The 21,985-nt window shown below is 70.0% G+C and carries 15 protein-coding genes; 4 read left to right on the forward strand and 11 right to left on the reverse strand.

The window, feature by feature from the left end; genetic code table 11:
- Positions 1–548 (reverse strand): aldehyde dehydrogenase family protein (locus tag A3A5_RS0118360; protein WP_018312003.1); only part of this gene is annotated, 548 nt, incomplete at its 3' end.
- 262 nt (positions 549–810) lie between these two features.
- Here A3A5_RS0118360 and A3A5_RS0118365 point away from each other — a divergent pair.
- Positions 811–1,698, forward strand: coding sequence for a LysR family transcriptional regulator (locus A3A5_RS0118365; RefSeq protein WP_018312004.1), 888 nt, complete (start codon positions 811–813; stop codon positions 1,696–1,698).
- A gap of 10 nt (positions 1,699–1,708) precedes the next feature.
- On the opposite strand, the gene A3A5_RS0118370 is transcribed toward A3A5_RS0118365, so the two are convergent.
- From A3A5_RS0118370 to A3A5_RS0118380, 3 genes are all read right to left on the reverse strand, one after another.
- On the reverse strand, positions 1,709–2,629 hold the full coding sequence (locus A3A5_RS0118370; protein WP_018312005.1) for an alpha/beta hydrolase: 921 nt from the start codon (positions 2,627–2,629) through the stop codon (positions 1,709–1,711).
- Positions 2,630–2,754: 125 nt separating this feature from the next.
- Positions 2,755–3,186 (reverse strand): Cu(I)-responsive transcriptional regulator, encoded by a 432-nt coding sequence (gene cueR, locus A3A5_RS0118375; RefSeq protein WP_018312006.1) that lies wholly within the window; start codon positions 3,184–3,186, stop codon positions 2,755–2,757.
- On the reverse strand, positions 3,186–5,672 hold the full coding sequence (locus tag A3A5_RS0118380; RefSeq protein ID WP_026200892.1) for a heavy metal translocating P-type ATPase: 2,487 nt from the start codon (positions 5,670–5,672) through the stop codon (positions 3,186–3,188). Before A3A5_RS0118380 ends, cueR begins: the two co-directional genes overlap by 1 nt.
- Before the next feature lie 193 nt (positions 5,673–5,865).
- Between A3A5_RS0118380 and A3A5_RS0118385 the strand changes: the two genes are divergently transcribed.
- On the forward strand, positions 5,866–6,066 hold the full coding sequence (locus A3A5_RS0118385) for a heavy-metal-associated domain-containing protein (protein WP_018312008.1): 201 nt from the start codon (positions 5,866–5,868) through the stop codon (positions 6,064–6,066).
- A 64-nt stretch (positions 6,067–6,130) separates the two neighbouring features.
- Here the strand turns inward: A3A5_RS0118385 and A3A5_RS0118390 are convergent, their stop codons facing one another.
- Together A3A5_RS0118390 and A3A5_RS0118395 are read right to left on the reverse strand one after the other, a co-directional pair.
- On the reverse strand, positions 6,131–6,853 hold the full coding sequence (locus A3A5_RS0118390) for an OmpW family protein (RefSeq protein ID WP_018312009.1): 723 nt from the start codon (positions 6,851–6,853) through the stop codon (positions 6,131–6,133).
- A 269-nt stretch (positions 6,854–7,122) separates the two neighbouring features.
- Positions 7,123–9,111: an alkyl/aryl-sulfatase gene (locus A3A5_RS0118395; protein WP_018312010.1), complete on the reverse strand. Its 1,989-nt coding sequence runs from the start codon at positions 9,109–9,111 to the stop codon at positions 7,123–7,125.
- A gap of 191 nt (positions 9,112–9,302) precedes the next feature.
- Between A3A5_RS0118395 and A3A5_RS0118400 the strand changes: the two genes are divergently transcribed.
- Positions 9,303–9,935: a TetR/AcrR family transcriptional regulator gene (locus tag A3A5_RS0118400; RefSeq protein ID WP_018312011.1), complete on the forward strand. Its 633-nt coding sequence runs from the start codon at positions 9,303–9,305 to the stop codon at positions 9,933–9,935.
- Here A3A5_RS0118400 and A3A5_RS0118405 read toward each other — a convergent pair whose 3' ends face one another.
- Complete coding sequence (locus A3A5_RS0118405; protein ID WP_018312012.1) at positions 9,936–10,889, reverse strand: delta(1)-pyrroline-2-carboxylate reductase family protein; 954 nt, start codon at positions 10,887–10,889, stop codon at positions 9,936–9,938.
- Between the two features lie 59 nt (positions 10,890–10,948).
- Positions 10,949–11,962 carry an aldo/keto reductase gene (locus A3A5_RS0118410; protein ID WP_018312013.1) on the reverse strand — a complete coding sequence of 338 codons (1,014 nt, stop codon included), beginning with the start codon at positions 11,960–11,962 and terminating at the stop codon, positions 10,949–10,951.
- Positions 11,963–12,062: 100 nt separating this feature from the next.
- Between A3A5_RS0118410 and A3A5_RS0118415 the strand changes: the two genes are divergently transcribed.
- Positions 12,063–12,986, forward strand: coding sequence for a LysR family transcriptional regulator (locus tag A3A5_RS0118415; protein WP_018312014.1), 924 nt, complete (start codon positions 12,063–12,065; stop codon positions 12,984–12,986).
- Here A3A5_RS0118415 and pbpC read toward each other — a convergent pair.
- The 3 genes from pbpC to A3A5_RS0118430 are packed head-to-tail and all read right to left on the reverse strand — an operon-like array spanning position 12,976 to position 21,982.
- Positions 12,976–15,201 (reverse strand): penicillin-binding protein 1C, encoded by a 2,226-nt coding sequence (gene pbpC / locus A3A5_RS0118420; RefSeq protein ID WP_051108542.1) that lies wholly within the window; start codon positions 15,199–15,201, stop codon positions 12,976–12,978. The two genes, A3A5_RS0118415 and pbpC, sit on opposite strands and share 11 nt — an antisense overlap.
- On the reverse strand, positions 15,198–15,902 hold the full coding sequence (locus A3A5_RS0118425; RefSeq protein ID WP_026200894.1) for a lysoplasmalogenase: 705 nt from the start codon (positions 15,900–15,902) through the stop codon (positions 15,198–15,200). The genes pbpC and A3A5_RS0118425 overlap by 4 nt, the downstream gene beginning before the upstream one ends.
- Positions 15,899–21,982 carry an MG2 domain-containing protein gene (locus A3A5_RS0118430; protein ID WP_026200895.1) on the reverse strand — a complete coding sequence of 2,028 codons (6,084 nt, stop codon included), beginning with the start codon at positions 21,980–21,982 and terminating at the stop codon, positions 15,899–15,901. Before A3A5_RS0118430 ends, A3A5_RS0118425 begins: the two co-directional genes overlap by 4 nt.
- Positions 21,983–21,985 lie beyond the last annotated feature (3 nt).

The raw sequence follows: 21,985 nt of genomic DNA on the forward strand, positions 1-21,985 counted from the left end.
AGCACGAAGGTATTGCCGCACGCCAGCGCCACCGGGAACATCCACATCGGCACCATCACCGGGAAGTTGAACGGCGTGATGCCCGCCACCACGCCCAGCGGCTGGCGCAGGTTCCAGTTGTCGATGCCGCCGCCGATGTTGTCGGTGAAATCGGTCTTGAGCAGGTTGGGGATGCCGCAGGCAAATTCCACCACCTCGATGCCGCGCGTGACTTCGCCCCTGGCGTCCGAGAACACCTTGCCGTGCTCGCGCGTGATCAGCGCGGCCAGGTCGTCGTGGTGCTGGTCGAGCAGCTCCTTGAACTTGAACAGGATGCGCGCGCGGCGCAGCGGCGGAGTGTCGGCCCAGGCGGGGAATGCGGCCTGGGCGGCGGCGACGGCATCGGCCACGTCCTGCGCGGTGGCCAGTGCCACGCGTGCTGCGACTTCGCCGGTGGCGGGGTTATAAATATCGGCCAGACGCTGCGATGCGCCGCGTGTCTGCCGGCCTGCGATGCTATGGCCGATGATGGTCTGCACCGCGCTGGCTTCTGCAAGGATGTCTTCCACTTCCGCTCCTGAATGCTGGGTCGCTGACGGCATGCGGCTTGCCCGATCTTTGCGTCTGGTGAAGACGCTGGCGCAAGCATGCGCCAGTCTCGCACTGGCGTCGATGCCGCGCCGCACAAGGCGTACCGGGCCGTATTGAGCGCAAGCTTGGTGCAGTTGCGCGGCCCCGTCCAATGATTTATTGTCAATCGCAATATAAGCCGCGCAAAATATTGCGCTGCACCACACACGCTCCCGCGCCACCTTTCGCCCCGACACTGCCTTGGACCTCCACCACCTGCGCGCCTTCGTTGCCGTCGCGCGCGAGGGCAACCTGACCCGCGCCGCGCAGCGGCTGCACCTGACGCAGCCTGCAGTGAGCCTGCAGTTGAAAGCCCTGCAATCGGCGTGGCGCATCCGGCTGTTCGAGCGCACTGCTGCAGGCCTGACGCTGACCGCCGACGGCGCCGCATTGCTGCCGCTGGCCGAGCGCATCCTCGACGGCGTGGGCGACCTGCAGCACACCGTCAGCGCGATGCATCACACCGTGCGCGGCCGGCTGGCGATCGGCACCATCCTCGATCCGGAATTCACGCGGCTGGGCCCGATGCTGCGCACGCTGGTGGAACGCCATCCGCAGATCGGCACCGAGCTGCGCCACGGCATGTCAGGCTGGGTGCTGCAACAGGTACGCAGCGGCGCGCTCGACGTGGGCTTCTACCTGGGCCAGCCGCCCGACGCCGGCTTCCATGCGCTGACGCTGACGCCCTTCTCGTACTACGTGGTGGCGCCCAAGGGCTGGAAAGAGCGCACCGCGCTGCGCTCATGGGGGCAGCTGGCAACGCTGCCGTGGATCTGGACGCCGCCGGAATCGGCGCACAACCGCCTCTTGTCCGCGCGCTTTGCCCAGGCCGGCGTCGATCCGGCCGGCGTGCCCAAGGTGGCGCATGTCGACCAGGAGGCGTCGATGCTGGACCTGGTGCGCTCCGGCGTGGGGCTGTCGCTGGTGCGCGACGCGATCGCGCTGCGCGAATCGCATGCGCACGGGCTGGTGATCGTGGAAGGGGTCTCGGTGCAGACGGAGCTGACGCTGGTATGCCTGGCCACGCGCCGCGACGACCCGGTCGTCGCGGCAGCGTTCGGCGTGGCCGAGTCGGTGTTCCGGACCTAGCCCAACGTCCCTACTGCTGCAGGTGACGCTGCAGCCAGCCGGTCAGCGCCGCGAACACTTCGCCGCGCAGTGGCTGGGCTTCATTGAAGATCTCGTGGTAGCCATGCTCGAACCAGACCGCTTCGCGCAACTCCGGCGGCGCTTTGTCGAAGAAGCTGCGGCTGCCGGCGGGGTCCACCACGCGGTCGGCGCCGCCGACCAGCATCAGCGTGGGCGCCTCCAGCAGCGCGGCATCGGCCTGAGCCTGCGCCATGCCGCGGATAAAGCTCTCCAGTACGCTGGCGGTGATGGTGGTTTGCACCAGCGGGTCTGAGCGGTAGGCTGCCACCACGGCGGGATCGTGCGACAAGAGCCGCGCATCGATCGGATTGGGCACGCGCAGCCGCGGCGCCAGCAGCAGCACGCGATGCAGCGCCAGCATCGGGCCTGACAGCCTCAGCGCCAGCGCGGGCGAGGACAGCACCAGCGCGCGCACCGGGCGCACGCGCGCGGTGGCAAAGCGCGCCGCGATCAGCCCGCCCATGCTGTGGCCCAGCAGGATCGGCAACTCGTTCCAGCCAGGCACCGCGGCATCGTAGATCTCGGCGAGGTCGTCCAGGTAGGCATCCGGATGGTCCGCCACCATGCGCGCGCCGCCGCTGGCGCCATGGCCGCGCAGGTCGTGCGCACGCACGCGCAGGCCCAGCCCGCACAGCACATCGGCCACATGCTGGTAGCGCCCGGCATGCTCCGCAAGCCCATGCACCAGCAGCACCGAGCCGAGCGGCTCGGCAAAGCGCGCCGGATCGGGCTGCCAGGTGCGCAGCAGCAGTTCGGTGCCGTCGCGCATGCGCTGGCGGCTCTGCACCGGCGCGTGCGTGCCGGCGGGGGTATCGGCAGGAATGCCGGCAACACCGGCAATAGCAGGATCGTCCGTCATCGGTTGTTCCATTCGCGCAAGTCTCCTCCCGGCACGGACCGCCAGCAAAGCGCTGGCGCCGGCTGTCGTTATTCTTTGTGGTGCTGCCTGCTGCCTGCCTAGCCTAGCCTAACCTTGCCTTGCACTGCCTGTCCCGCTCAACTGTGGCAGGCAAGCCTGCCCTGCGCTTGCGGCTGCGTTTCCGGCTGCGCCATATCGGCCAGGATCGGGCAATCCGGCCGGTCGTCGCCGCTGCAATGCTGCGCCAGCTCGCGCAGCGTGTCGCGCATTGCGGCCAGTTCGGCGATGCGCAGCTCCAGGTCGGCCACATGCCGCAGCGTCAGCGCCTTGACGTCGGCGCTGGCGCGGCCGCGGTCATGCCAAAGCGACAGCAGGTTGCGGATCTCGTCGAGCGAGAATCCCAGATTACGGGCGCGCCGCACGAAGCGCAAGGTATGCACCGCGCGTTCGTCATAGCGGCGGTAGCCGCCCTCGGTACGCGGCGGTGCCGCCACCAGCCCGATCGATTCATAGTGCCGGATCATCTTGGCCGACACGCCCGACGCCTGCGCCGCTTCGCCGATATTCATCACTCGCCTCCCTGTGCCGTGGCGGCCCCGGCTTGCGGACGCCAGCGTCGCAGCAGCAGCGCATTGCTGACCACGCTGACACTGGAGAACGCCATCGCCGCACCCGCCACCACCGGATTCAGCAACCCGGCCGCGGCCAGCGGAATGCCCACCACGTTGTAGAAAAAAGCCCAGAACAGGTTCTGCCGGATCTTGCGCACGGTGCGGTGCGAGATCGCCAGTGCATCGGCCACCAGCGCCGGGTCGCCGCGCATCAGCGTAATGCCGGCGGCGTGCATGGCAACGTCGGTGCCGGTCGACATGGCAATGCCCACGTCCGCCGCGGCCAGTGCCGGCGCATCGTTGATGCCGTCGCCCACCATCGCCACCACCGCGCCGCCCTGCCCCAGCGCCTGCACCCGGGCGGCCTTGTCTTCGGGCAGCACCTCAGCCTGCACGTCGTCCAGCCCCAGCGCCTGCGCCACGCGCGCCGCCGCGCCGGCATTGTCGCCGGTCAGCATTACGGTGCGCACGCCGGCCGCGCGCAGCCGTGCGATCGCCGCGGGCGCGCCCGGCTTGATGGCATCGCCAAACGCGACCAGCCCGGCCACGCGCGGCGGCGTGGTTTCGACCAGCCACGACACGGTGCGGCCGTCTGCGCGCAACTGATCCGCCAGCGTTGCCAGCGTGCCTGCCTCTGCGCCCAGCGCTTCACGCAGGCGCTCGCTGCCCAGCTGCAGCGCGTGGCCGTCCACCACGCCGGCAATGCCGCGGCCCGGCAGGGCCTGCACCTCGGTGGCCTGTGGCACGGCCATGCCGCGCGCCTGCGCCGCGGCCAGCACCGCGCGGGCCAGCGGATGCTCGCTGCCGGCCTGCAGCGCGGCCAGCCGCACCAGCAGCGCGCCAGCATCGGCATCGGCGGGATCGGCCGCATGCAGCGCCACCACTTCCGGCTTGCCGACCGTGAGCGTGCCGGTCTTGTCGAATGCCACCACGCTGACGCGGTGTGCCACCTCCAGCGCCTCGGCGTCCTTGATCAGGATGCCGGCGCGCGCGCCGGCGCCGGTGCCGGCCATGATCGCCGTGGGCGTGGCCAGGCCCAGCGCGCACGGGCAGGCGATCACCAGCACCGCCACGGCATTGAGCAATGCGGTTTCCCAGTCGCCGGCAAAGAGGCCCCAGCCCAGCACCGTCACCAGCGCAATGCCCAGCACCACCGGCACGAACACCGCGCTGACCTGGTCGACCATGCGCTGGATCGGCGCCTTGGCCGCTTGTGCGTGCTCGACCATGCGGATGATGCGTGCCAGCACGGTCTCGGCGCCCACCGCCTCGGTGCGCGCCACCAGCAGCCCTTCGAAATTGATGGCGCCGCCGGTGATGCGGTCGCCGGGCTTCTTCGGTACCGGCACGCTTTCACCGGTCAGCATCGATTCGTCCGCGTGGCTGCTGCCTTCGATCACCTCGGCGTCCACCGGAATGCGCTCGCCGGGCCGAACCACCACATCATCGCCCACGCGCACCGCCGCCAGCGGCACGCTCTGCTCCACGCCGCCGCGGCGCACGCGGGCGGTATCGGGACGCAGCGCCGCGAGCGCGCGGATGGCATCGGCGGTCTGGCGCTTGGCGCGGGTCTCCAGCCACTTGCCCAGGCGCACCAGCGTGATCACCACCGCCGCGCTTTCAAAGTAGAGGTGGGGCATGGCGTCGGCCGGCGTGCGCCACATCAGCCACAGCGACAGCCCATAGGCCGCCGTCGTGCCCAGCGCCACCAGCAGGTCCATATTGCCCGCGCCGGCGCGCACCGCCTTCCAGCCAGCCTTGTAGAAGCGCCAGCCGAACACAAACTGCACCGGCGTGGCCAGCAGCCACTGCACCCATGCCGGCAGCATCCAGTGCACGCCGAGCCATTCCAGCACCATCGGCGCCACCAGCGGCAGCGACAGCGCTGCCGAGATCGCCACCGGCCAGGGGCCGTCCCAGAAGGCAGTGCCCTGCCCCGCCTGCGGCGCCTGCGATGCGGCATCCGCCACCGGCGTCGCGCCATAGCCGGCGCGCGCGACCGCGGCCACCAGCGCCGCGCTCTCCGCCGCGCCGCGCAGCAGCGTGACGCTGGCGCGCTCGGTCGCCAGGTTGACCTGCGCGTCCATCACGCCCGGTACGGCGCGCAGCGCCTTTTCGACCCGGGCCACGCATGAGGCACAGGTCATGTCGGCAATATTCAGTTCGATGGTGTCCTGCGGCACCGTGTAGCCGGCATCGGCCACGGCACGGGCGACGGCCGGCAGCACCGCGCCCGAATTGGCGCGCAGCGTTGCGGCTTCAGTCGCCAGGTTGACGGCCACGTCGCGCACGCCCGGCACACGCGCCAATGCGTTCTCCACGCGGCGCACGCACGAGGCGCAGGTCATGCCGTCGACCGGCAGGCGCCATTCGGGCATTTCGTCGCCCAGCCGGTTAGCCGGCCGGACAGGTGGTGAAGCGAGCACAGCGCTGGAATCTGGCATGGTTCTGAGTCATCCACAGTATCGATGTCAGCATCATGGACCTTACCATCATTGGAAGGTCAAGACCGAAGGCACAGGCAGTTGTCGCCACCTCGGAAAGAACAAATTTCCCTTGCGCTTCCCATCATGGGAAGGTTCAAACTACGATTGTCGCGGCCCCCTGCCGCCTGTTTCCGTCCAGGAGATTCCCACCATGATCCAGTTCCACGTCGAAGGCATGTCGTGCAACCACTGCGTAGGCGCCATCACGCGCGCGGTCCAAGCGGTCGACCCGGCGGCGCGCATCAGTGCCGACGTATCCACCCAGGCCGTGCGCGTGGAAAGCGGCGCCGACACGCAGGCACTGCGCCATGCCATCGAGGAGGCCGGCTATCCGGTCAAGTCCATGGCGTGATCGGCAAGGATCGCCCAAAGATAAAGGGCGCCTCGGCGCCCTTTTCACTGTCCGTGTGCCGCGCTCAGAAGCGGTAGCCCACGCTCAGGAAGGTCACCACCGGATCGATCTTGATCTTGGTGTGCGACACGATCGTCACCGGGCCAGCCTGCGTGGTGAAGGTCGCGCGGGTCGACAGCGGCAGGTACGACACCGACAGGCCGACAAACCAGTTGTCGTTGATCGCGTAGGTGGCGCCGATGTTAAACACCGGGTTCCACGACGGCTTGGCGCTGGCGGTCATGTGCGCGCCCGGCACGAATTCGCGGTTGACGAAGTTCTGGTTGGTGATGGTTTCGTCAGTGAACCAGGTGTAGTTCACGCCGAGGCCGACGTAGGGTCGGAACTTGGTCTTGGCGTCAAAGAAGTGGTACTTGACCAGCAGCGCCGGGCTCCACTGCCTGACCGAACCCAGCTTGCCGTATTGGGCGAAGTTGCCGGTGCCCTTGACGTCGTGCTTGGGCGGGATGCCGGCGACCAGTTCGCCGGAGATGTTGTCGGTGAAGTAATGGCTGAACGCCAGGCCGACCGTGTCGGCAGTTTCGATGTCGGCGCCGGTATTGGGCTTGGTCAGGCCGACCGGGCGGCCATTGATGCTGTCGACGGTCAGCGGATCGGCGGAACTGTTCGGCATCACGCGGAACCAGCCCAGGCTGACGATATTGCTGCCTGCCGACTGCGCGTGTGCGGCTCCTGCCAGCGCCATGACAGCACCGGCCGCCAGCATCTTCTTATAGGTCGATTTCATAATCCTCTTACTCCTCTTTCGGTTACTGCCGCGTGCATTATCCGACTAGCCCGTGCGCGACTGTTTCACCGATGACACTGATTCGTAGAGGACGCCCCCTAAAGGGAGGGTTAACCACTAAAAACCAGGGCAGGAGTGGCCTCCAGGGGCCTCCACCGAGGCATCCGCGCAACGGTTTATGCCGCGCGCAGGAAAAAACCCTGAACAAGACGAGGTTTTATGGGTCAGACGCGCAACAGAGAGCGCGCGCCTGCCCCATGCAAGTGCACTCAGGGCGTCACGATGCCGAAGTTCGGCTCGGACTTGTCCATCAGCGCCGTCCATGCCGCCAGCGCCTGCGGGTCGCCGTCCACACGGGCGCGGCCGGCCTGGGTCTCGGCCTGCAGCGTGGTCTGGCCTGCCAGCACGCCCATCAGCACGGCGCGCGGCATGGCCAGCGTGGCCTGCGGCGACGCGTGCTGCGCATCGGCCTTGTAGCGGAACACGCCGTTTTCCACCGTCAGCGCAAAGCGCTTGCCGGTGTCCGGCTGTACCCAGTTCAGCGCCAGCGTCTTGCCCGCGGCGCGGTCGCCGTTAAGGCTGATCGCCAGGTAGTCCAGGAACATGGTGTCGGTCATGGCGCGCAGCACGTCCGGGCTGCCGGCGCGGCGGCCGGCCTTGGGCGGGCCGCCGCGCAGTTCGGCGGCACCGGTCAGGTAGGCATTGCGCCAGGTCGAGGATTCGGCCTGGTAGCCGAGCTGCTCCAGTGCGTCGGCTTCCAGCTGGCGGGCAGCCTGGTTGGACGGATCGGCAAAGACCACGTGCTTGACCACCTCGGCCACCCAGCGATATTCGCCCCGCGCGTACGCCGCGCGCGCCTGCTCCAGCACGCGCGCCGCGCCGCCCATGAACTCGACGTAGCGCTTGCCCGCTTCTTCCGGCGGCAGCGGGTTCAGGTTGGCAGGGTTGGCGTCATACCAGCCGAGGTAGCGCTGGTATACCGCCTTGGCGTTGTGGCTGACGGTGCCGTAGTAGTCGCGCAGATGCCATTCGGCGGCCAGCGACGGCGGCAGCTTCACGCGCTCGGCGATCTCGGCCGGCACGTAGCCCATGTTGGCCAGCCGCAGCGACTGGTCATGGATGTACTTGTAGCCGTCGCGCTGCTTGCCCAGGTAGGTGACGATGTCCTGGCGGCCCCACGTAGGCCAGTGATGCTGGGCGAACAGGACGTCGGTGCGGCCGCCGAAGCGGTCGATGGTCTCGTCCAGCGCGCGCCACCACTGGTTAGCGTCGCGCACCTGGGCGCCGCGGATGGTGTACAGGTTGTGCAGGTTGTGGGTGGCGTCCTCGGCGGCGCACAGCGCCTTCCACTGCGGGAAGTACATCAGCATCTCGGCCGGGGCCTCGGTGCCCGGCGCCATCAGGAATTCGATCTGCACGCCGTCGATGGTGCGGGTTTCGCCGGTCTTGTGGATCAGGTCCGTCGGCGGGATCAGCGTCACGCTGCCGTGCGCCACCCCCTTGCCCAGCCCCGCATCCACCTGCCCGGTGGCCGAGCGCGGCAGGTTGAAGCCATACATGTACTGCGCGCGGCGGCTCATGGCGTTGCCGGCAAAGACGTTCTCGCTGACCGCCTCTTCCATGAAGCCTTCCGGGGCCAGCACCTTGACCCGTCCGGCCTTGACGTCGTCTTCGCTGATGACGCCCTTGACTCCGCCAAAGTGGTCGCCATGGCTGTGCGTATAGATCACCGCGACCACGGGCTTCCTGGGCCGGTGCCTGAAGTACAGGTCGAGGCCGGCGCGCGAGGTCTCCATCGCCGTCAGCGGGTCGATCACGATCAGGCCGGTATCGCCCTCGATGATCGTCATGTTGGCGATATCGAAGCCACGGACCTGGTAGATCCGATCCGTCACCTGGAACAGCCCGTTGTGCATGTTCAGCTGCGCCTGGCGCCACAGGCTGGGGTTCACGGTGGCCGGCGCCTTGTCTTGCTTGAGGAAGCCGTAGGGGTCCAGCGCCCACACCACGTTGCCCTTGGCGTCGCGGATCTCGGTGTTGTCCAGCGTGCCGATAAAGCCACGGCGTGCCGCCTCGAAGTCGCGCCGGTCCTGGAACGGCAGTTGTTGCAGCACGGCCGCATTGGCACGGGCGGTGGCATCGGTGGCGGGATTGCCCGCGGTGGCCGGGGCAGATGCGGCGCCGGCGCTGCCGGCTAGGCCGATGGCGGCTGCAGCCAGCGCGGCGGCGGCTGTGGCAATGGCAGTCGGGTACGACATCGAGGTCTCCTGGAAATCCTGGGGCCGGATGTCCGCTTCCGGCCTGCAGCGCTTCTGTAATTGTACTGAATGTTCAGTACAATACTGGAGTTTGCTGGCAGACCCCGGCCGTTGTCAAATAGGCATCCGGTCCGACTATTCCTGGTTTTTCCTGATTTGCCGCCGGCACCACCTGTCTTCCGCCCCCGCCCATGCCACCGACCCGCCCGGCCGCACAAAAGCCTCCAGCCTCCGTCACCAAGAACCGCCGCGGCCTGGAGACCCGCGAACGCGTCATTGCCGCAACGCGCGGGCTGATCAGCGCGCACGGCTACGCCGAGGTAACCCTGGACCAGATTTCCGCCGAGGCCGGCGTGGCCAAGAGCAGCCTGCTGTGGCATTTCGGCAGCAAGGAAATGCTCCTGGCGGAGGCCGCAACCAGCCTGTTCCGGGACATCGGCGAGGGGCTGGGCGCAGAGCCGCACCGGGGCAAGACCGCGGCGCGGCGGCTGGAAAACGCCTTCGACGGGGTGGCCGACTATTTCACGGCCAATCCGGAAGCCAAGGGCGTCGTGCTGGCCCTGCTGTTCTCAGGCAGCGTGCCGCCCAGCGTGCGCGAGGAGATCCGCCGCAGCTGGGACGCGCATATGCAGGACCTGGTCGATGCGCTGTCCGCGCCCGGGCGCCCACTGCCCGCGCCGATGGCGCGCCTGATGGTGGCCACCATCCACGGCTGCTACTGCCACTGGTATGCCAGCGACCGCAGCGAACCGATCGCCGCCTTCCTGGCGCCGGCACGCGAGCTTTTCAGCGACTGGCTGCGTGCCCGCGATGGCGCGGGGTAATCACCCGCCGCTGGCCAGCACGCAGGCCGCCAGGTCCCACAGCGCGTAGCCCACGCTCTTGAACAGCAACGGGCTGCCAGCCCGCGCGCGGATGGCATCGGCCTGCAGGATCGCGGTCTCGAACGGCTGCACGTCGGCCCAGCCGATGCCGGCCTGCAGCAGGTCGCCGGCCTCATCCTCGATCCCGAACAGCGTATCGGCCAGCAGCCGGCCGCTATCCGCGGCCGCATGGCACAACGCCGGCGGCAGCTCGCACATGTCAGGCCGGAACGCGCCGACCGCGGCAATGAAGTGATCGTCGCGCCAGAGGCCGCTGTCCAGGTCCGGCAGCACCGGGCTGCGGCTGGACGTGACCGTGACCACCATCGATACACGGGGCAATACCAGCGCGACCGACTCGGCCACCTGCGCTTCCACGCCCAGCGTGCGCGCGTGCGCGGCCAGCGCCTCGGCCTTGTCGCGCGTGCGCGAATGCAGCCACACCTTGCCCACGCCCAGCCCGGCCACGAAGGCCTCAAGGTGCGTCAGCGCCTGCACCCCGGCACCGACGATCAGCAGCTCGCCATCCTTGCGCGCGGCAAAACACTGCGCCGCCAGCAACGACACGGCCGCGGTGCGCCGTCCCGTTACCGTGGGGCCGTCGAGCATGGCGATGCGCTCGCCGGTGTGCGCGTCGGCCACCACCACCTCGCCGAGGATATTAGGCAGCCCGCGCTGCGGGTTGCCGGGATGGACGGTGATGTTCTTGGTCATCACCAGGCTGCGGTTGCGCGCGGGCATCACCAGCAGCGTGCCTTCGCCACCTTGCGCATCGCCCACCGGCAGCGCAATGCGCGGCGGCGCCATGGCGGTGCCGTCGCGCAGCTCGGCCAGCATGCCGGCGATGGCTTGCGCCAGTTCGGGATAAGGCAGGCGCGCCGCCGTGCTGGCGGCATCAAGGGGGACGAGGGACATGCGCTGGCTCCGGCAAGACGTTGCGAAGCGCCATTATTGCGCATGGCCGCACGCGCGCTTCAGCCCGCCAGCAATGCCATCACTTGCGGGGCATAGCGCGTTCCCGCGGCTGCGCCGGCCGGGAACACCGCGTCGATGTCAGCCAGGTCCTGCGCATCCAGCCGCACCGCCAGCGCGCCAAGGTTATCGTCCAGGTTGGCGATGCGGCGCGTACCCGGGATCGGCACCACCTGCGGCCCGCGTGCCAGCACCCAGGCCAGCGCCAGTTGCGCCGGCGTGCAGCCCTTGTCCGCCGCCAGCGCGCGCACCTTGTCGACCAGCGCCAGATTGCGCGCAAAATTCTCGCCCGTGAAGCGCGGGTTGGTGCGGCGGAAGTCGTCCTCGGCAAAATCCTCCGGGCTGCGGATTGCGCCGGTCAGGAAACCACGCCCCAGCGGGCTGTACGGCACGAAGCCAATGCCCAGGCGTGCGCAGGTGGCGAGGATGCCGTCCTCGTCCGCGTCGCGTGTCCACAGCGAGTATTCGCTCTGCAGCGCAGTGATCGGATGCACCTGGTGCGCGCGCTCGAGGGTGGCGGCACTGGCTTCGGACAGCCCCAGCCAGCGTACCTTGCCTGCCTTGACCAGGTCCGCCATCGCGCCCACGGTCTCTTCGATCGGCACTGCCGGGTCCACGCGATGCAGGTAATACAGGTCGATATGGTCCGTGCCCAGCCGCTTCAGGCTGGCCTCGCAGCTGGCCCGCACATAGTCGGGGCGGCCATTGACGCCGCGCGTGGCCGGGTTGGCGGGGTCGCGCACCAGGCCAAACTTGGTCGCCAGCACGACCTGTCCGCGCCGCCCGGCGATGGCACGCCCCACCAGTGCCTCATTGGTGTGCGGGCCATAGATATCGGCGGTGTCGAGCAGGTTGAGGCCGCGTTCGAGCGCGTGGTGGATGGTGCGGATCGACTCGGCGTCGTCATGCGCGCCATAGAAGTCGCTCATGCCCATGCAGCCGAGGCCAAGCGGAAAGACGCCGGGGCCGGACTTGCCCAGCTGGCGGGATTGGATGGAAATGGCGTTCGCGGTCATCGAGGGCTCCTGTTGGCCGGTCGGGCACCGGCGGTGCGTCGGATGCGGCAAGTATGGGCACTCGACCGGCGCGGAAACAGCGTGCTACGCTGCATGCATCATGAAGCCAGACTTCACAATCGATGCCGATTCGCTGCCCGCGCTGGCGGCGTTCACGCGCGTGGCGCGGCTGGGCAGCTTTACCGCAGCCGCGGCGGCGCTGGAGGTCAGCCCCTCGGCGGTCTCGCAAACCATCCGCCAGCTGGAAGCGCGCCTGGGCGTGCGGCTCCTGCAGCGCACCACCCGTAGCGTCGGCCTGACCGAGGCCGGCGCCGCGCTGCTGGCGCGCGTGGAGCCGGCGCTGGCAGAGATCGGCGCCGCCACCGACGATATCCGCCAGCAACGCGACCTGCCGGCCGGGACGCTGCGCCTGACCACGCCGACCACCGCCGGCGCGCTGGTGCTGCGCCCGCTGCTGGCCGACTTCATGCGCGCCTGCCCCGGCCTCACCGTCGACGTGGTCACCAACGACCGCTTCACCGACCTGGTGGCCGAAGGCTTTGACGCCGGCCTGCGCCTGGGCGAGGCGCTGCATCGTGATATGGTCGCCATTCCGGTCACCGGCCCGCTGCGCATGGTGGTGGCCGGCTCGCCCGATTACCTCGCACGCCACGGTACGCCGCGCCATCCGCGCGACCTGCACACGCACGCCTGCCTGCACTACCGCTTCGGCCCGCATGGCAGCATCTATCGCTGGCAGTTCGTCGAAGACGGCCGCACCTTCACCGTGGACACGCGCGCCGCGCTGATCGCCAACGACAGGACCCTGCTGCACCAGGCGGCGCTCGACGGCACGGGGCTGATCCACGAATTCCCGGTGCATATCCAGCCCTCGCTCGACAGCGGCCGTCTGGTCACCGTGCTCGACGCGTGGCTGCCGCCGTTTGACGGCCTCTACCTGTATTACCCGAGTCGCGTGCTGATGCCGCCCAAGCTGCGCGTGTTCGTCGATTTCCTGAAAGCCCGCGCCGGCATCAGCGCTTAGTCACCGCCGCCGGTGCGCGCACCGAGGCCCCGCGCACTTCGATGCCGATGCGGTCCACTACCTTGCCCGCGGCATCGAGCAGCTCCACCTGGTGCCGCCCCGGCCACGGCAGCCATGCCACCTCGCCGCCGCGCCCCAGCGGCTTGCCGTCCATGCGCCAGCTGACCGTGCGCGCGGTCTGGCCGGCCACGCCCTCGGCATGGAACCAGACACGCTGCGCCGCGGGCGGCATGTCGGGATCCAGCGCAAACACGGTGCCGTCGGCGGGATTGGCGATCACGGGTGCGGTCGGGCGCGCGGCCGGTGCGCTCACGCTGACGCGCCGGATCGCGGTGCCGGCCAGAAAGACTTCATCGCGCGCTGGCTCCAGCCCGTCGTCAAAGCTCAGCGCCACGCGCTGCACGCCGGCGGGCATGGCGGGCGCGTGGCTGGCGCGCGTGCGGTGCAGCGCTTCCATCACGTCGTGCCAGACCGGCGCCGCGCCTGACACGCCAGAGACATCATGCATGCTCGCGCCACTGGCATTGCCGACCCACACGCCCACGGTGTAGTGCTGCGACCAGCCGATGCACCAGTTGTCGCGCATGTCCTTGCTGGTGCCGGTCTTCACCGCGGTCCAGAAGCGCGTGGTGAGCGGGCTGTCCAGGCCGAAGGTGCGCGCGCGCGCATGGCGGTCCGACAGGATGTCGGCAATCACGTAGCTCGCGCCTGGTTGCATCACCGCTGTCATCGATGGCGCGGCTGCCCCTTCCCGCAGCCGCGGCGGCGCGTAGCGCCCGCCATTGGCCAGTGCCCGGTACGCATTGGTCAGTGCCAGCAGCGACACGTCGGCACTGCCCAGCGCCAGGCTGTAGCCATAGTAGTCGCCGGCCTCGGTCAGCGGCAGCCCCAGCGCCACCAGCCGCTTGTGGAAGCGGTGCGGGGTCACCATCACCAGCGTGCGCACCGCGGGCACGTTCAGCGATGCGGCCAGTGCCGCGCGCAGGCTGACCCAGCCGGCATAGCGGTGATCGTAGTTCTGCGGCACGTAGAGCCCGCCTCCGACCGGCAGGTTCACCGGCCGGTCGTCCAGCAGCGAGGCCGCCGTCACCCGCTTCTCTTCGAGCGCCTGCTCATACAGGAAGGGCTTGAGCGTCGAGCCCGCCTGCCGCAGCGCAGCCGCGTGGTCCACCTGCGCGGCGCCTGACAGCGCGCCCGACGAGCCCACATAGGCCAGCACGTCGCCGCTGGCATTGTCGATCACCACCACCGCGCCGTCCTCGACATTGCGCCCGGCCAGTTCGCGCAGGTGCCGGTCCAGGCTGGTGGCAGCCGCGCGCTGCAGGCGGGCATCGAGCGTGGACGTGATGCGCGCAGGCATGGGTACGCCCGCAGCCAGCTGCGAGCGCGCCTCGCTGGCCAGGCGCCGTGCCAGGTGCGGTGCCAGCTGCGGCGACGCCGCCGACGGCGTGGCCGCCGCGGCGCGCTGTGCCACCGGCCCGGTGCGCAGCAGCGCCAGTTGCGCGAAGCCTTCCAGGCCATCGCACTCGCGCGGCAGGCGCATCTCGCGCAGGATGCCGCAGGCGCGGCTTGCCACTTGCCCGGCTTTGGCATTGGGCGCGCGCACCAGCGCCACCGCCAGTGCCGATTCGCGCGCGTCGAGCCCTTCCGGGTACTTGCCGAACAGCACCTGCGACATCGCCGACAGGCCCACCAGCTCGCCGCGGAACGGCACCAGGTTCAGGTAGGCCTCCAGGATCTGGTCCTTGCTCCAGCTGCGCTCCAGCGCCGCCGCACCCGCGGCCTGCCCCAGCTTCTGCGTGAAGCTGCGGCCCTGCCCCGGCGCGCCCGGCCGGCGCAGGTCCTCGTCGAGCAGCCCCGCCAGCTGCATGGTCAGCGTCGAGGCGCCGCGCGTGCGCGTGTTCCACAGGTTGGCCCAGGCCGCGGCCGCCACGCCCTGCCAATCGACCCCGCTGTGGGCATAGAAGCGCCGGTCCTCCGACAACACGATGGCAGTGCGCAGCGCGGGCGAGGCATCGGCCAGCGCAACCCAGTCGCCACGGCGCGCGCGGAAGTCGTCGCGCACGCGGCCCACGGTGTCGCCGTGGCGGTCCAGCACCACCACGTCGGCACTGCGCCAGTCGGCACGGACCTGCCCGAAGGACGGCAGGGCCATGGCCGGTGCGGACCAGGCCAGCGCCGTCACCAGCACCATGCGAATACTGTGCTGCCTCATGCCTGCCTGCGTCCCGCCACGATGCCCGCCACCAGCAGCACCTGCGCCGCGGCGTAGGTCCACCAGATGCCAAGCTGGAAGGATTCGAACGGCACCAGGAAGCGCGCGATGCCGATCATCATGTCCGAGGCGGCAAAGCACAGCGCCCCCAGCGCCGCCAGCGGCGTGGGCAGGCGCGCCACCAGCGCGCTGCAGGCCATCGCCGCCAGCACGCCCACGTACAGCGCCACCGGCACCGTCAGCGGGCCCATATTGGGCCAGAAGCGGCCCAGCATGGTGCCCGCCACGCCCAGCATGGCGCCGCACGCAATCAGCCGGTGCGGGCGGGTGTCGCCCGCCAGCGGCACCAGCACGCGCAGGTAGGCCAGGTGCGCCAGCAGGAAGGCGCCAAGCCCGCCCATGAACGAATAGGACAGCGCCGGCAACGCCAGCAAGAGATCGCCCAGGGCTGAGAACAGCAGCGCCGTGACCAGCCAGCGCCGCTCCACAAGCGGCCGGTGGAACCACGCGGCGCGTGCCAGCAGCAACGCCATCGCGGTCTTCCACGCGGGCTGCATGGCGATATGCCCGGTCAGCGGCGCGCCTTCAGGCAGCTCGATCGCCACCTGCACCAGCAGCGCGCCATAGAGGATGCCGGCCAGCGTGCCCGCGAGCCACCACTCGCGCACGCGTGCCGGTATCGTCATTGCCGGCCAGCTCATGGGCGTGCCCCCACCGCCAGCCGCGCATTGGGCGCTACGCCGAACACGTCGGGCGCGTACATCGCTTCCACGCGCGAGGGTGGCAGCGCGAAATCGCCGGCGTTGTTCAGCCGCACCGTGTATTCAACCGATATCGTGCCCTTGGGCAGGTAGCCGAAGTACTCCCGATAGGCCTGCGGCGTGCGCTCGGTGTAGGCCGGCCAGGCCGCGCCCTTGCGCCGCTCGCCGCGCGTGGCGATCTCGGAGTCACGGCCCAGGCCGCTGCCGAGGATGGTGGCGCCGGCAGGCACCGGATCGCTGACCACCACCCAGGTCATGTCGGCCTGCGCATCGATCTCCAGCTTGACGCGGTACACATCGCCGCGCGACCACTTGCCCTTCACCGCCTGCTCCTGTGGCGTCACGGTGCGCGTGATGCGGTAGCCCGCGGCCAGCGGCGCAGACACCGGCACCGCCGCCAGCGCCCGCACCGTGGCCCACGGATGGCCGGCGCCGGCGTGTTCCACCTGCAGCGTGCCGCCGTCGGCGCCGGTCGGCCACGGCAGGTCGACGCTGCCCTGGGCCACGCCGTCGGTGCGCTGCGCGCGCGCCCAGTCGAAACTGCGTGAGGCGTCGGCCGCATTGCTCACGCTCGCTCGCGTGGTGCCCGCCACCGGCGACTTCTCGAACGCCTGCGAGAAGCGCGTCACCGCCAGCATGCCCCAGGCATTGGCAGTGGTGGTGCCCCAGGCACCATGCACCTGCCGGCCCAGCAGCCCGGTGGCCAGTTGCGGCGCATCTTCCTTCCAGCCCGGCAGTTCCGACGCCAGCGCCAGCAGGCGCGCGGCATTGGTGTCGCCGCCGGTCATCATCCACCACCAGTTGTCGTTGCGCTCGGTGGAGAACGCCAGGCGCGTGCCCTGCACCGTCAGGCGCGAGCGCAACAGCTGCTGCGCCTCGGCCAGGCGTTGCTCGCGCTGCGGGATGTCCTGCATGCGCGTGAGCAGCAGGGTCCAGTCCAGCAGCGCAGAGGTCGGCCACTGCGCCGGCAGGATCTGGATCGAGCCCAGCATGCGCGCCTGCGCATGGCCGGTGCGCGACAGGGCCTCGAGCGCGGCCAGCTTGCGCGCCTCCAGGTACTGCGTGCCGGCCACTGGCGCCCAGCTGTCGCGGCGGATGCGGCCTTCGACGAAGTCGGTCAGCCCGCGCTCCATCTGCGTGCGCTGCGCGTCGGGGATGCGCAGCGCCAGACCGGCGCGCGCGGCCTCGTCGGTGACCGCCAGCAGGTAGGCGGTCAGCACTTCGCTGCCAAAGTCGCCATCGGCGGTCAGCGGGAAGTACGAGGCCAGCCCGTTCGCATCGAGGTAGGATGGCAGCTGCGTCATCAGCGCGTCCCATGCGGCGGTGTCGTTCAGGCCGATGGCCTTGGATGCGCGCTGCTCCAGGCAAGTGAACGGGTAGTTGCGGAACCACTCGCGCACGCCCGGCATGCCGCCCGCCAGCGACGACTGGAAGCTGACCTGCAGCCCGCCGCGCACCTTGCCCGCCGGATCCGCCAGTGCGCCCGGCGGCGCCTTAATTGGCACCGACAGTGACGGCGACACTTGCGCCAGCGTGGCCTGCTGCACCGTCACAGGCACCGCCGGCACGATCTGCTGCGACACCTTGATGCGGTCGGCCGCGCCGCCCCCATCACGTCCACCCGCCTGCTCGCTCGCCTGCACTTCCCACATCACCGTGCCGCTGCGCGAGTACGCCAGCAGCGCGGGCGCGGTCACGTCCCAGCCGATCTCGCGCGCTTCGCCGGCAGGGATCTGCACGGTCTGCGCCGGCAGGCTGGTCTCATTGCCGAGCAGCGTGCCGCGCGCGCTGGCCTGCACCGTCATCGCGCGCCTGGTGGTATTGCGCAGCGTGAACATAGCGCGGTAGCGGTCGTCCTCGCGCACCAGCAGCGGCAAGCCGGAAATCAGCTGCAGATCCTGCGTCGCGGCGATGGTGGCGCTGCCCGTGCCGAAGCGGCCGAGGCCGAGGTCCGCCACCGCGACGATGCGGAAGCTGGTCAGCGAATCGTTGAGCGGCACCTCGATGCTGGCGCGGCCCTCGGCGTCGAGCTGCACGCGCGGGTTCCACAGCAGCAGCGTGTCGAACAGTTCGCGCGTGGGGCTCTTGCCGCCGCCGCCGCCCGCCGGCACCGCCTTGCGCCCGTAGTGGCGGCGCCCGATGATCTCCATCTGCGCGGTCGACGTTTCCACGCCGTAGCCGCGCCGCTGCAGCATCGCATCGAGCAGGTCCCAGCTGGTGTTGGGCATCAGTTCCAGCAGCGCCTGGTCCACCGCGGCCAGCGCCACTTCGCCGTTGGCGGCGGGCTTGCCGTCGGGCAGCTTCACCTGGATCGCCACGCGGGCCTTGCCGCGCACCGGATAGCTGGCCTTGTCCGGGGTCACGGTAACGTCCAGCCGGTGGCCCGCATTGCCGACGCGGATTTCCGCCAGCCCCAGCCGGAAGGCCGGCTTGGACAGGTCCACCAGCGCTGTCGGCGCGGCGTACTCGCGGCCCTCGCTGCGGAACGCGCGCCACCACTCGCCCGGCTGGCGCCAGCCCCAGGTGAAGAACGAATACCAGGGCACCTCATGCAGGCGCCCGCGCAAGGCCAGCACCGACACGTAGACGTTGGGCCCCCACTCCGGCTTCACCTGCACGCGCACGGTGGGATCGCTGCCATGCAGCTCGACCACCTGCGTCTGGTAGATGCCCTCGCGCTCCACCGCCACCAGCGCGGTGGCATGGCGGAACGGCATGCGCACCTGGAACACCGCGGTGTCGCCCGGCGCGTAGGACTTCTTCTCGGGCAGCAGGTCAATGCGGTCATGGTTCTCGCCGCCGAACCAGAGCTCGCCCTGGCGCGTGACCCAGACCGTCGAGGCCGCCTGCGCGGTGCGCCCGTCCTTGTCGCGCGCGCTCGCCACCAGTTCGATCTGGCCGGCCTGCTCCAGCGCCACGTCGCAGCGCGCGCGGCCCTGCGCATCGGTGCGGGTCTCGCACACGGTGCCGAGGTCGCGCATTTCGGTGCGATTGTCATAGCGGTAGAAGCCGCCCACCACGCGTTTGCGCGCCGAGGTGGTGATGCGTACCCGCGCATTGATCTTGACCGGAGCATCCGCCACCGGCTTGCCGTTGACGTCCAGCACCACGCCATGCACGGCCAGCTTCTGCTTGACCGAGACCCAGCCATCGGTACGGATGCCGGCCACCACCGCCGCCGGCCACACCGGCACGGTCTGGCGCAGCGTCTGGATCTCGCCGTTGGGGTCGGCAAAGCCGGCTTCGAGCAGCAGGTCGCGCGGGGCTTCGGTCTTGGGCAGCTTGCGCAGCGTCACGGTGCCGTTGCCGTTCTTGTCGAGCGTCACCGGCAACTTGTCGGCGACCAGCTTCTGGGCGTCGGCACTGGCATCGCCCTGCTCGCCCTCATCCGTCTCCTCGTCGCCGCCGGCGCTTTCGCGCTGCGCGCGCGGCGGGTTGAACGAGAACTCGTCATAGCCGGGGAAGCTGACGTATTTGTCGCGCAGCAGCGCGGACACGCGCACCGGCAGCCCGGCCGCACCGCCGCCGGAGAGGTAGTGGATCTCCACGCCGACCGGCAGTTCGGCGGGCGCCACCACGGCTCCCGCCTTGCCTGCCACCTGCAGCGTGCCGGCCAGCACCGGCAAGCGGAATGCCTCGACCCGGAAACTGCCGCTGGTGTAGCTGCGCGCGCCGCCATCATCCTGCGCGCCTTCGCCCTTCTGCGTTTCCAGTTCCACGCTGTAGACCCCCAGCTTGGCCGCCGCCGGCACCTGGAAGGTGCTTTCCGCGCTGCGCCCGCCGGTCGCGGTCTGGCGCCATTGCAGCGGCAGCTCGTAGGTCTGGCCGCTGCCTTCATGGCGGATCACCACACGCGTGGGCAGCGGGCGGCTGGCCGGCGGCAGGGCAAAGCCCTGCGCGGTCTCGGCACGGATCAGGTGCTTCATCGACACGGTCTCGCCGGCGCGCAGCAGCGTGCGGTCGAAGATGGTGTGGGCGCGCACCGTGGGTGCGGTGCTGGTGTCGGTCGGCACATTGAAGCGCCAGGTCTCGATGCCGCGGTTCCAGTCCGACATCACGAAGGCCATGTCGGCCTTGCCGCGTGCCTGCGGGTGGCCGGCCGCGATGCGCGCCGAGACGAAATAGCCCGACAGCCCGTTCTGGTCGCAGGCGCCCTCGGGCGCGGCCGCCAGCCTGGCAAAGCGCACCACACCGCTGGCGTCGGTACGCTCTTCGCCAAGCAGGCGGCCGCTGCAGTCGCGCACCGCCACGGCGGCATCGGCAACCGGCTTGCCGTCGTCCAGCGCGGTGACCCAGGCCAGCCCGCTGCGGCTGCCATCGTCTTCATTGCCGGCGCTGCGGCCCAGCTTGAAATGCACGCCCAGGTTGGTAACCAGCGCCGCGGTGCGCACGTACATCGGCGCGCGCTTGCCCAGCAGCGATTCGCCCAGCATCGGCGAGGCGATCTCCACCACATGGAAGCCCGGTTCCGGCAGCGGGATGCCCACCACCTCGAACGGCCGCGGCGCATCGCCCGAAGGCTTGGGCACGGCCAGCTTCTGCACCCCGGGGGCGCGCTCGAGCACAGACACCGAACGCGTCTCGATCGACACCGCATTGCGCGGGTTGCTGACGCGATACGGGGAGCGGCCCGCCAGCACGGCGTCGAGCTCGGCCCGGGTATAGCTGGCCTCATGCATGCGGCGCACCAGGCCAAACCACTGCATCACGGCCGCGTCATCGTCCACGCGCAGCTTCATCACGGTGCCGGCCTTGGCCTGCACGCCGCGCACGGCGAGGTCAGCCTCGACGTTGCGCAGCGTCACCGGCAGCAGCGGCGGGTAGTCGGCCGGCGCCTTGCCGCGCGGCAGCTCGCCGAAGCGTTCCACCACGCCAAACGGCGCCGCGGCAAACTTGGCCAGCGGCGGCATCGATGCGGTGCCCACCTTGAGCGGGAACAGGTCGGCATTGGCCAGCGTGCGGCCGCTGTCGTCCTTCAGGTTGCGCGGCACTTCGATGGTGAACTGGGCCTTCTCCGCGAACGGCGCGGCAAAGGTCAGCGCGCTGACGCTGGCGTCCGGCGCCAGGTCAGGATCGAACTTCGGCGCGCGCGGGCCGGACGGCGTCTTCAGCACCACGCTCTCGGCCAGCTTGCGCGGCACCGGCGAGGAGAAGGTGACCGACATCGGCCGCAGCGGCGTGCACGGCGACTGCGCGTGTTCACGCTCGCAGCTGAAGCTGGCAGTGAAGGGTTCGCGCACGGTGTAGTCAAAGCGGCGCTCGTCGCGCGTGGCCACGCCGGAGGGCGTGGCAATGCCAGCGCCCAGAACCAGCTGCACCCGCGCCGCCGCCGGCAGCCGCTGCTGGCAGGCAAGCAGGTGCACGGCATCGGGCGCCTGTCTGGCGATGCGTTCCCAGTGGATGGCTTCGAGCACGGCATCGCGCTCCTTGCCAGTGAGCAACCGCACCGGGATGCGCTCGCCCAGCCCCTGCGACTGGCACCAGGCGTGCTCGCGCACCGAGGCCGCGGTGGCGGCGCCATTGAAGCGCAGCGCAAAGACCTGGTCTTCCTCGATCTCGCCGCCCGAAGGCCGGCTGGACACGACCGTCGGGCCGCCGGTCTCGAACCGGTACTCCGGCTTGCCGGCATAGGCGGTGCCGGCCACGCTGCGCAGGCCGGCACGCATGCGTACGGTGCAGCGCACGCCCGGCGGCAGGTCGCTGGCAAAGTCGTAGACCCAGTTCTTCGCATCGATCCAGCGGGCCTGCCCGCCGGTGCTGGCGCCGGTGCAGGAAACCGCCGCGGGCGCGGTGGCCTGGACGTCGCCCATCGGCACCATGGCCTCGTCGAAGCGGACTGCCACCTGCCTGACCTGCCCGACCGTGCCTTCGGGGGAGAAGCGCGTCACCTGCGCGGCCTGCGCGCTGCCGGCTGCCAGGATTCCAAGCGTGGCCACCACGGCCAGGACTGCGCGCCGCGCATGCGATTGCATTGGCAACCTGCCAAGACCCCGATCCGCTCGGGCGACGATTCCCTTCATGCT

This window comes from Cupriavidus sp. UYPR2.512, assembly GCF_000379565.1.
Taxonomy (GTDB): Bacteria; Pseudomonadota; Gammaproteobacteria; order Burkholderiales; family Burkholderiaceae; genus Cupriavidus.

Bases quoted from the DNA above. Each gene is read 5' to 3' on its own strand.
- A3A5_RS0118425 (WP_026200894.1), bottom strand. From the start codon at position 15,902: ATGAGCTGGCCGGCAATGACGATACCGGCACGCGTGCGCGAGTGGTGG.
- A3A5_RS0118390 (WP_018312009.1), bottom strand. From the start codon at position 6,853: ATGAAATCGACCTATAAGAAGATGCTGGCGGCCGGTGCTGTCATGGCG.
- pbpC (WP_051108542.1), bottom strand. From the start codon at position 15,201: ATGAGGCAGCACAGTATTCGCATGGTGCTGGTGACGGCGCTGGCCTGG.
- A3A5_RS0118415 (WP_018312014.1), top strand. From the start codon at position 12,063: ATGAAGCCAGACTTCACAATCGATGCCGATTCGCTGCCCGCGCTGGCG.
- A3A5_RS0118430 (WP_026200895.1), bottom strand. From the start codon at position 21,982: ATGAAGGGAATCGTCGCCCGAGCGGATCGGGGTCTTGGCAGGTTGCCA.
- A3A5_RS0118370 (WP_018312005.1), bottom strand. From the start codon at position 2,629: ATGGAACAACCGATGACGGACGATCCTGCTATTGCCGGTGTTGCCGGC.
- A3A5_RS0118405 (WP_018312012.1), bottom strand. From the start codon at position 10,889: ATGTCCCTCGTCCCCCTTGATGCCGCCAGCACGGCGGCGCGCCTGCCT.
- cueR (WP_018312006.1), bottom strand. From the start codon at position 3,186: ATGAATATCGGCGAAGCGGCGCAGGCGTCGGGCGTGTCGGCCAAGATG.
- A3A5_RS0118400 (WP_018312011.1), top strand. From the start codon at position 9,303: ATGCCACCGACCCGCCCGGCCGCACAAAAGCCTCCAGCCTCCGTCACC.
- A3A5_RS0118410 (WP_018312013.1), bottom strand. From the start codon at position 11,962: ATGACCGCGAACGCCATTTCCATCCAATCCCGCCAGCTGGGCAAGTCC.
- A3A5_RS0118385 (WP_018312008.1), top strand. From the start codon at position 5,866: ATGATCCAGTTCCACGTCGAAGGCATGTCGTGCAACCACTGCGTAGGC.
- A3A5_RS0118395 (WP_018312010.1), bottom strand. From the start codon at position 9,111: ATGTCGTACCCGACTGCCATTGCCACAGCCGCCGCCGCGCTGGCTGCA.
- A3A5_RS0118380 (WP_026200892.1), bottom strand. From the start codon at position 5,672: ATGCCAGATTCCAGCGCTGTGCTCGCTTCACCACCTGTCCGGCCGGCT.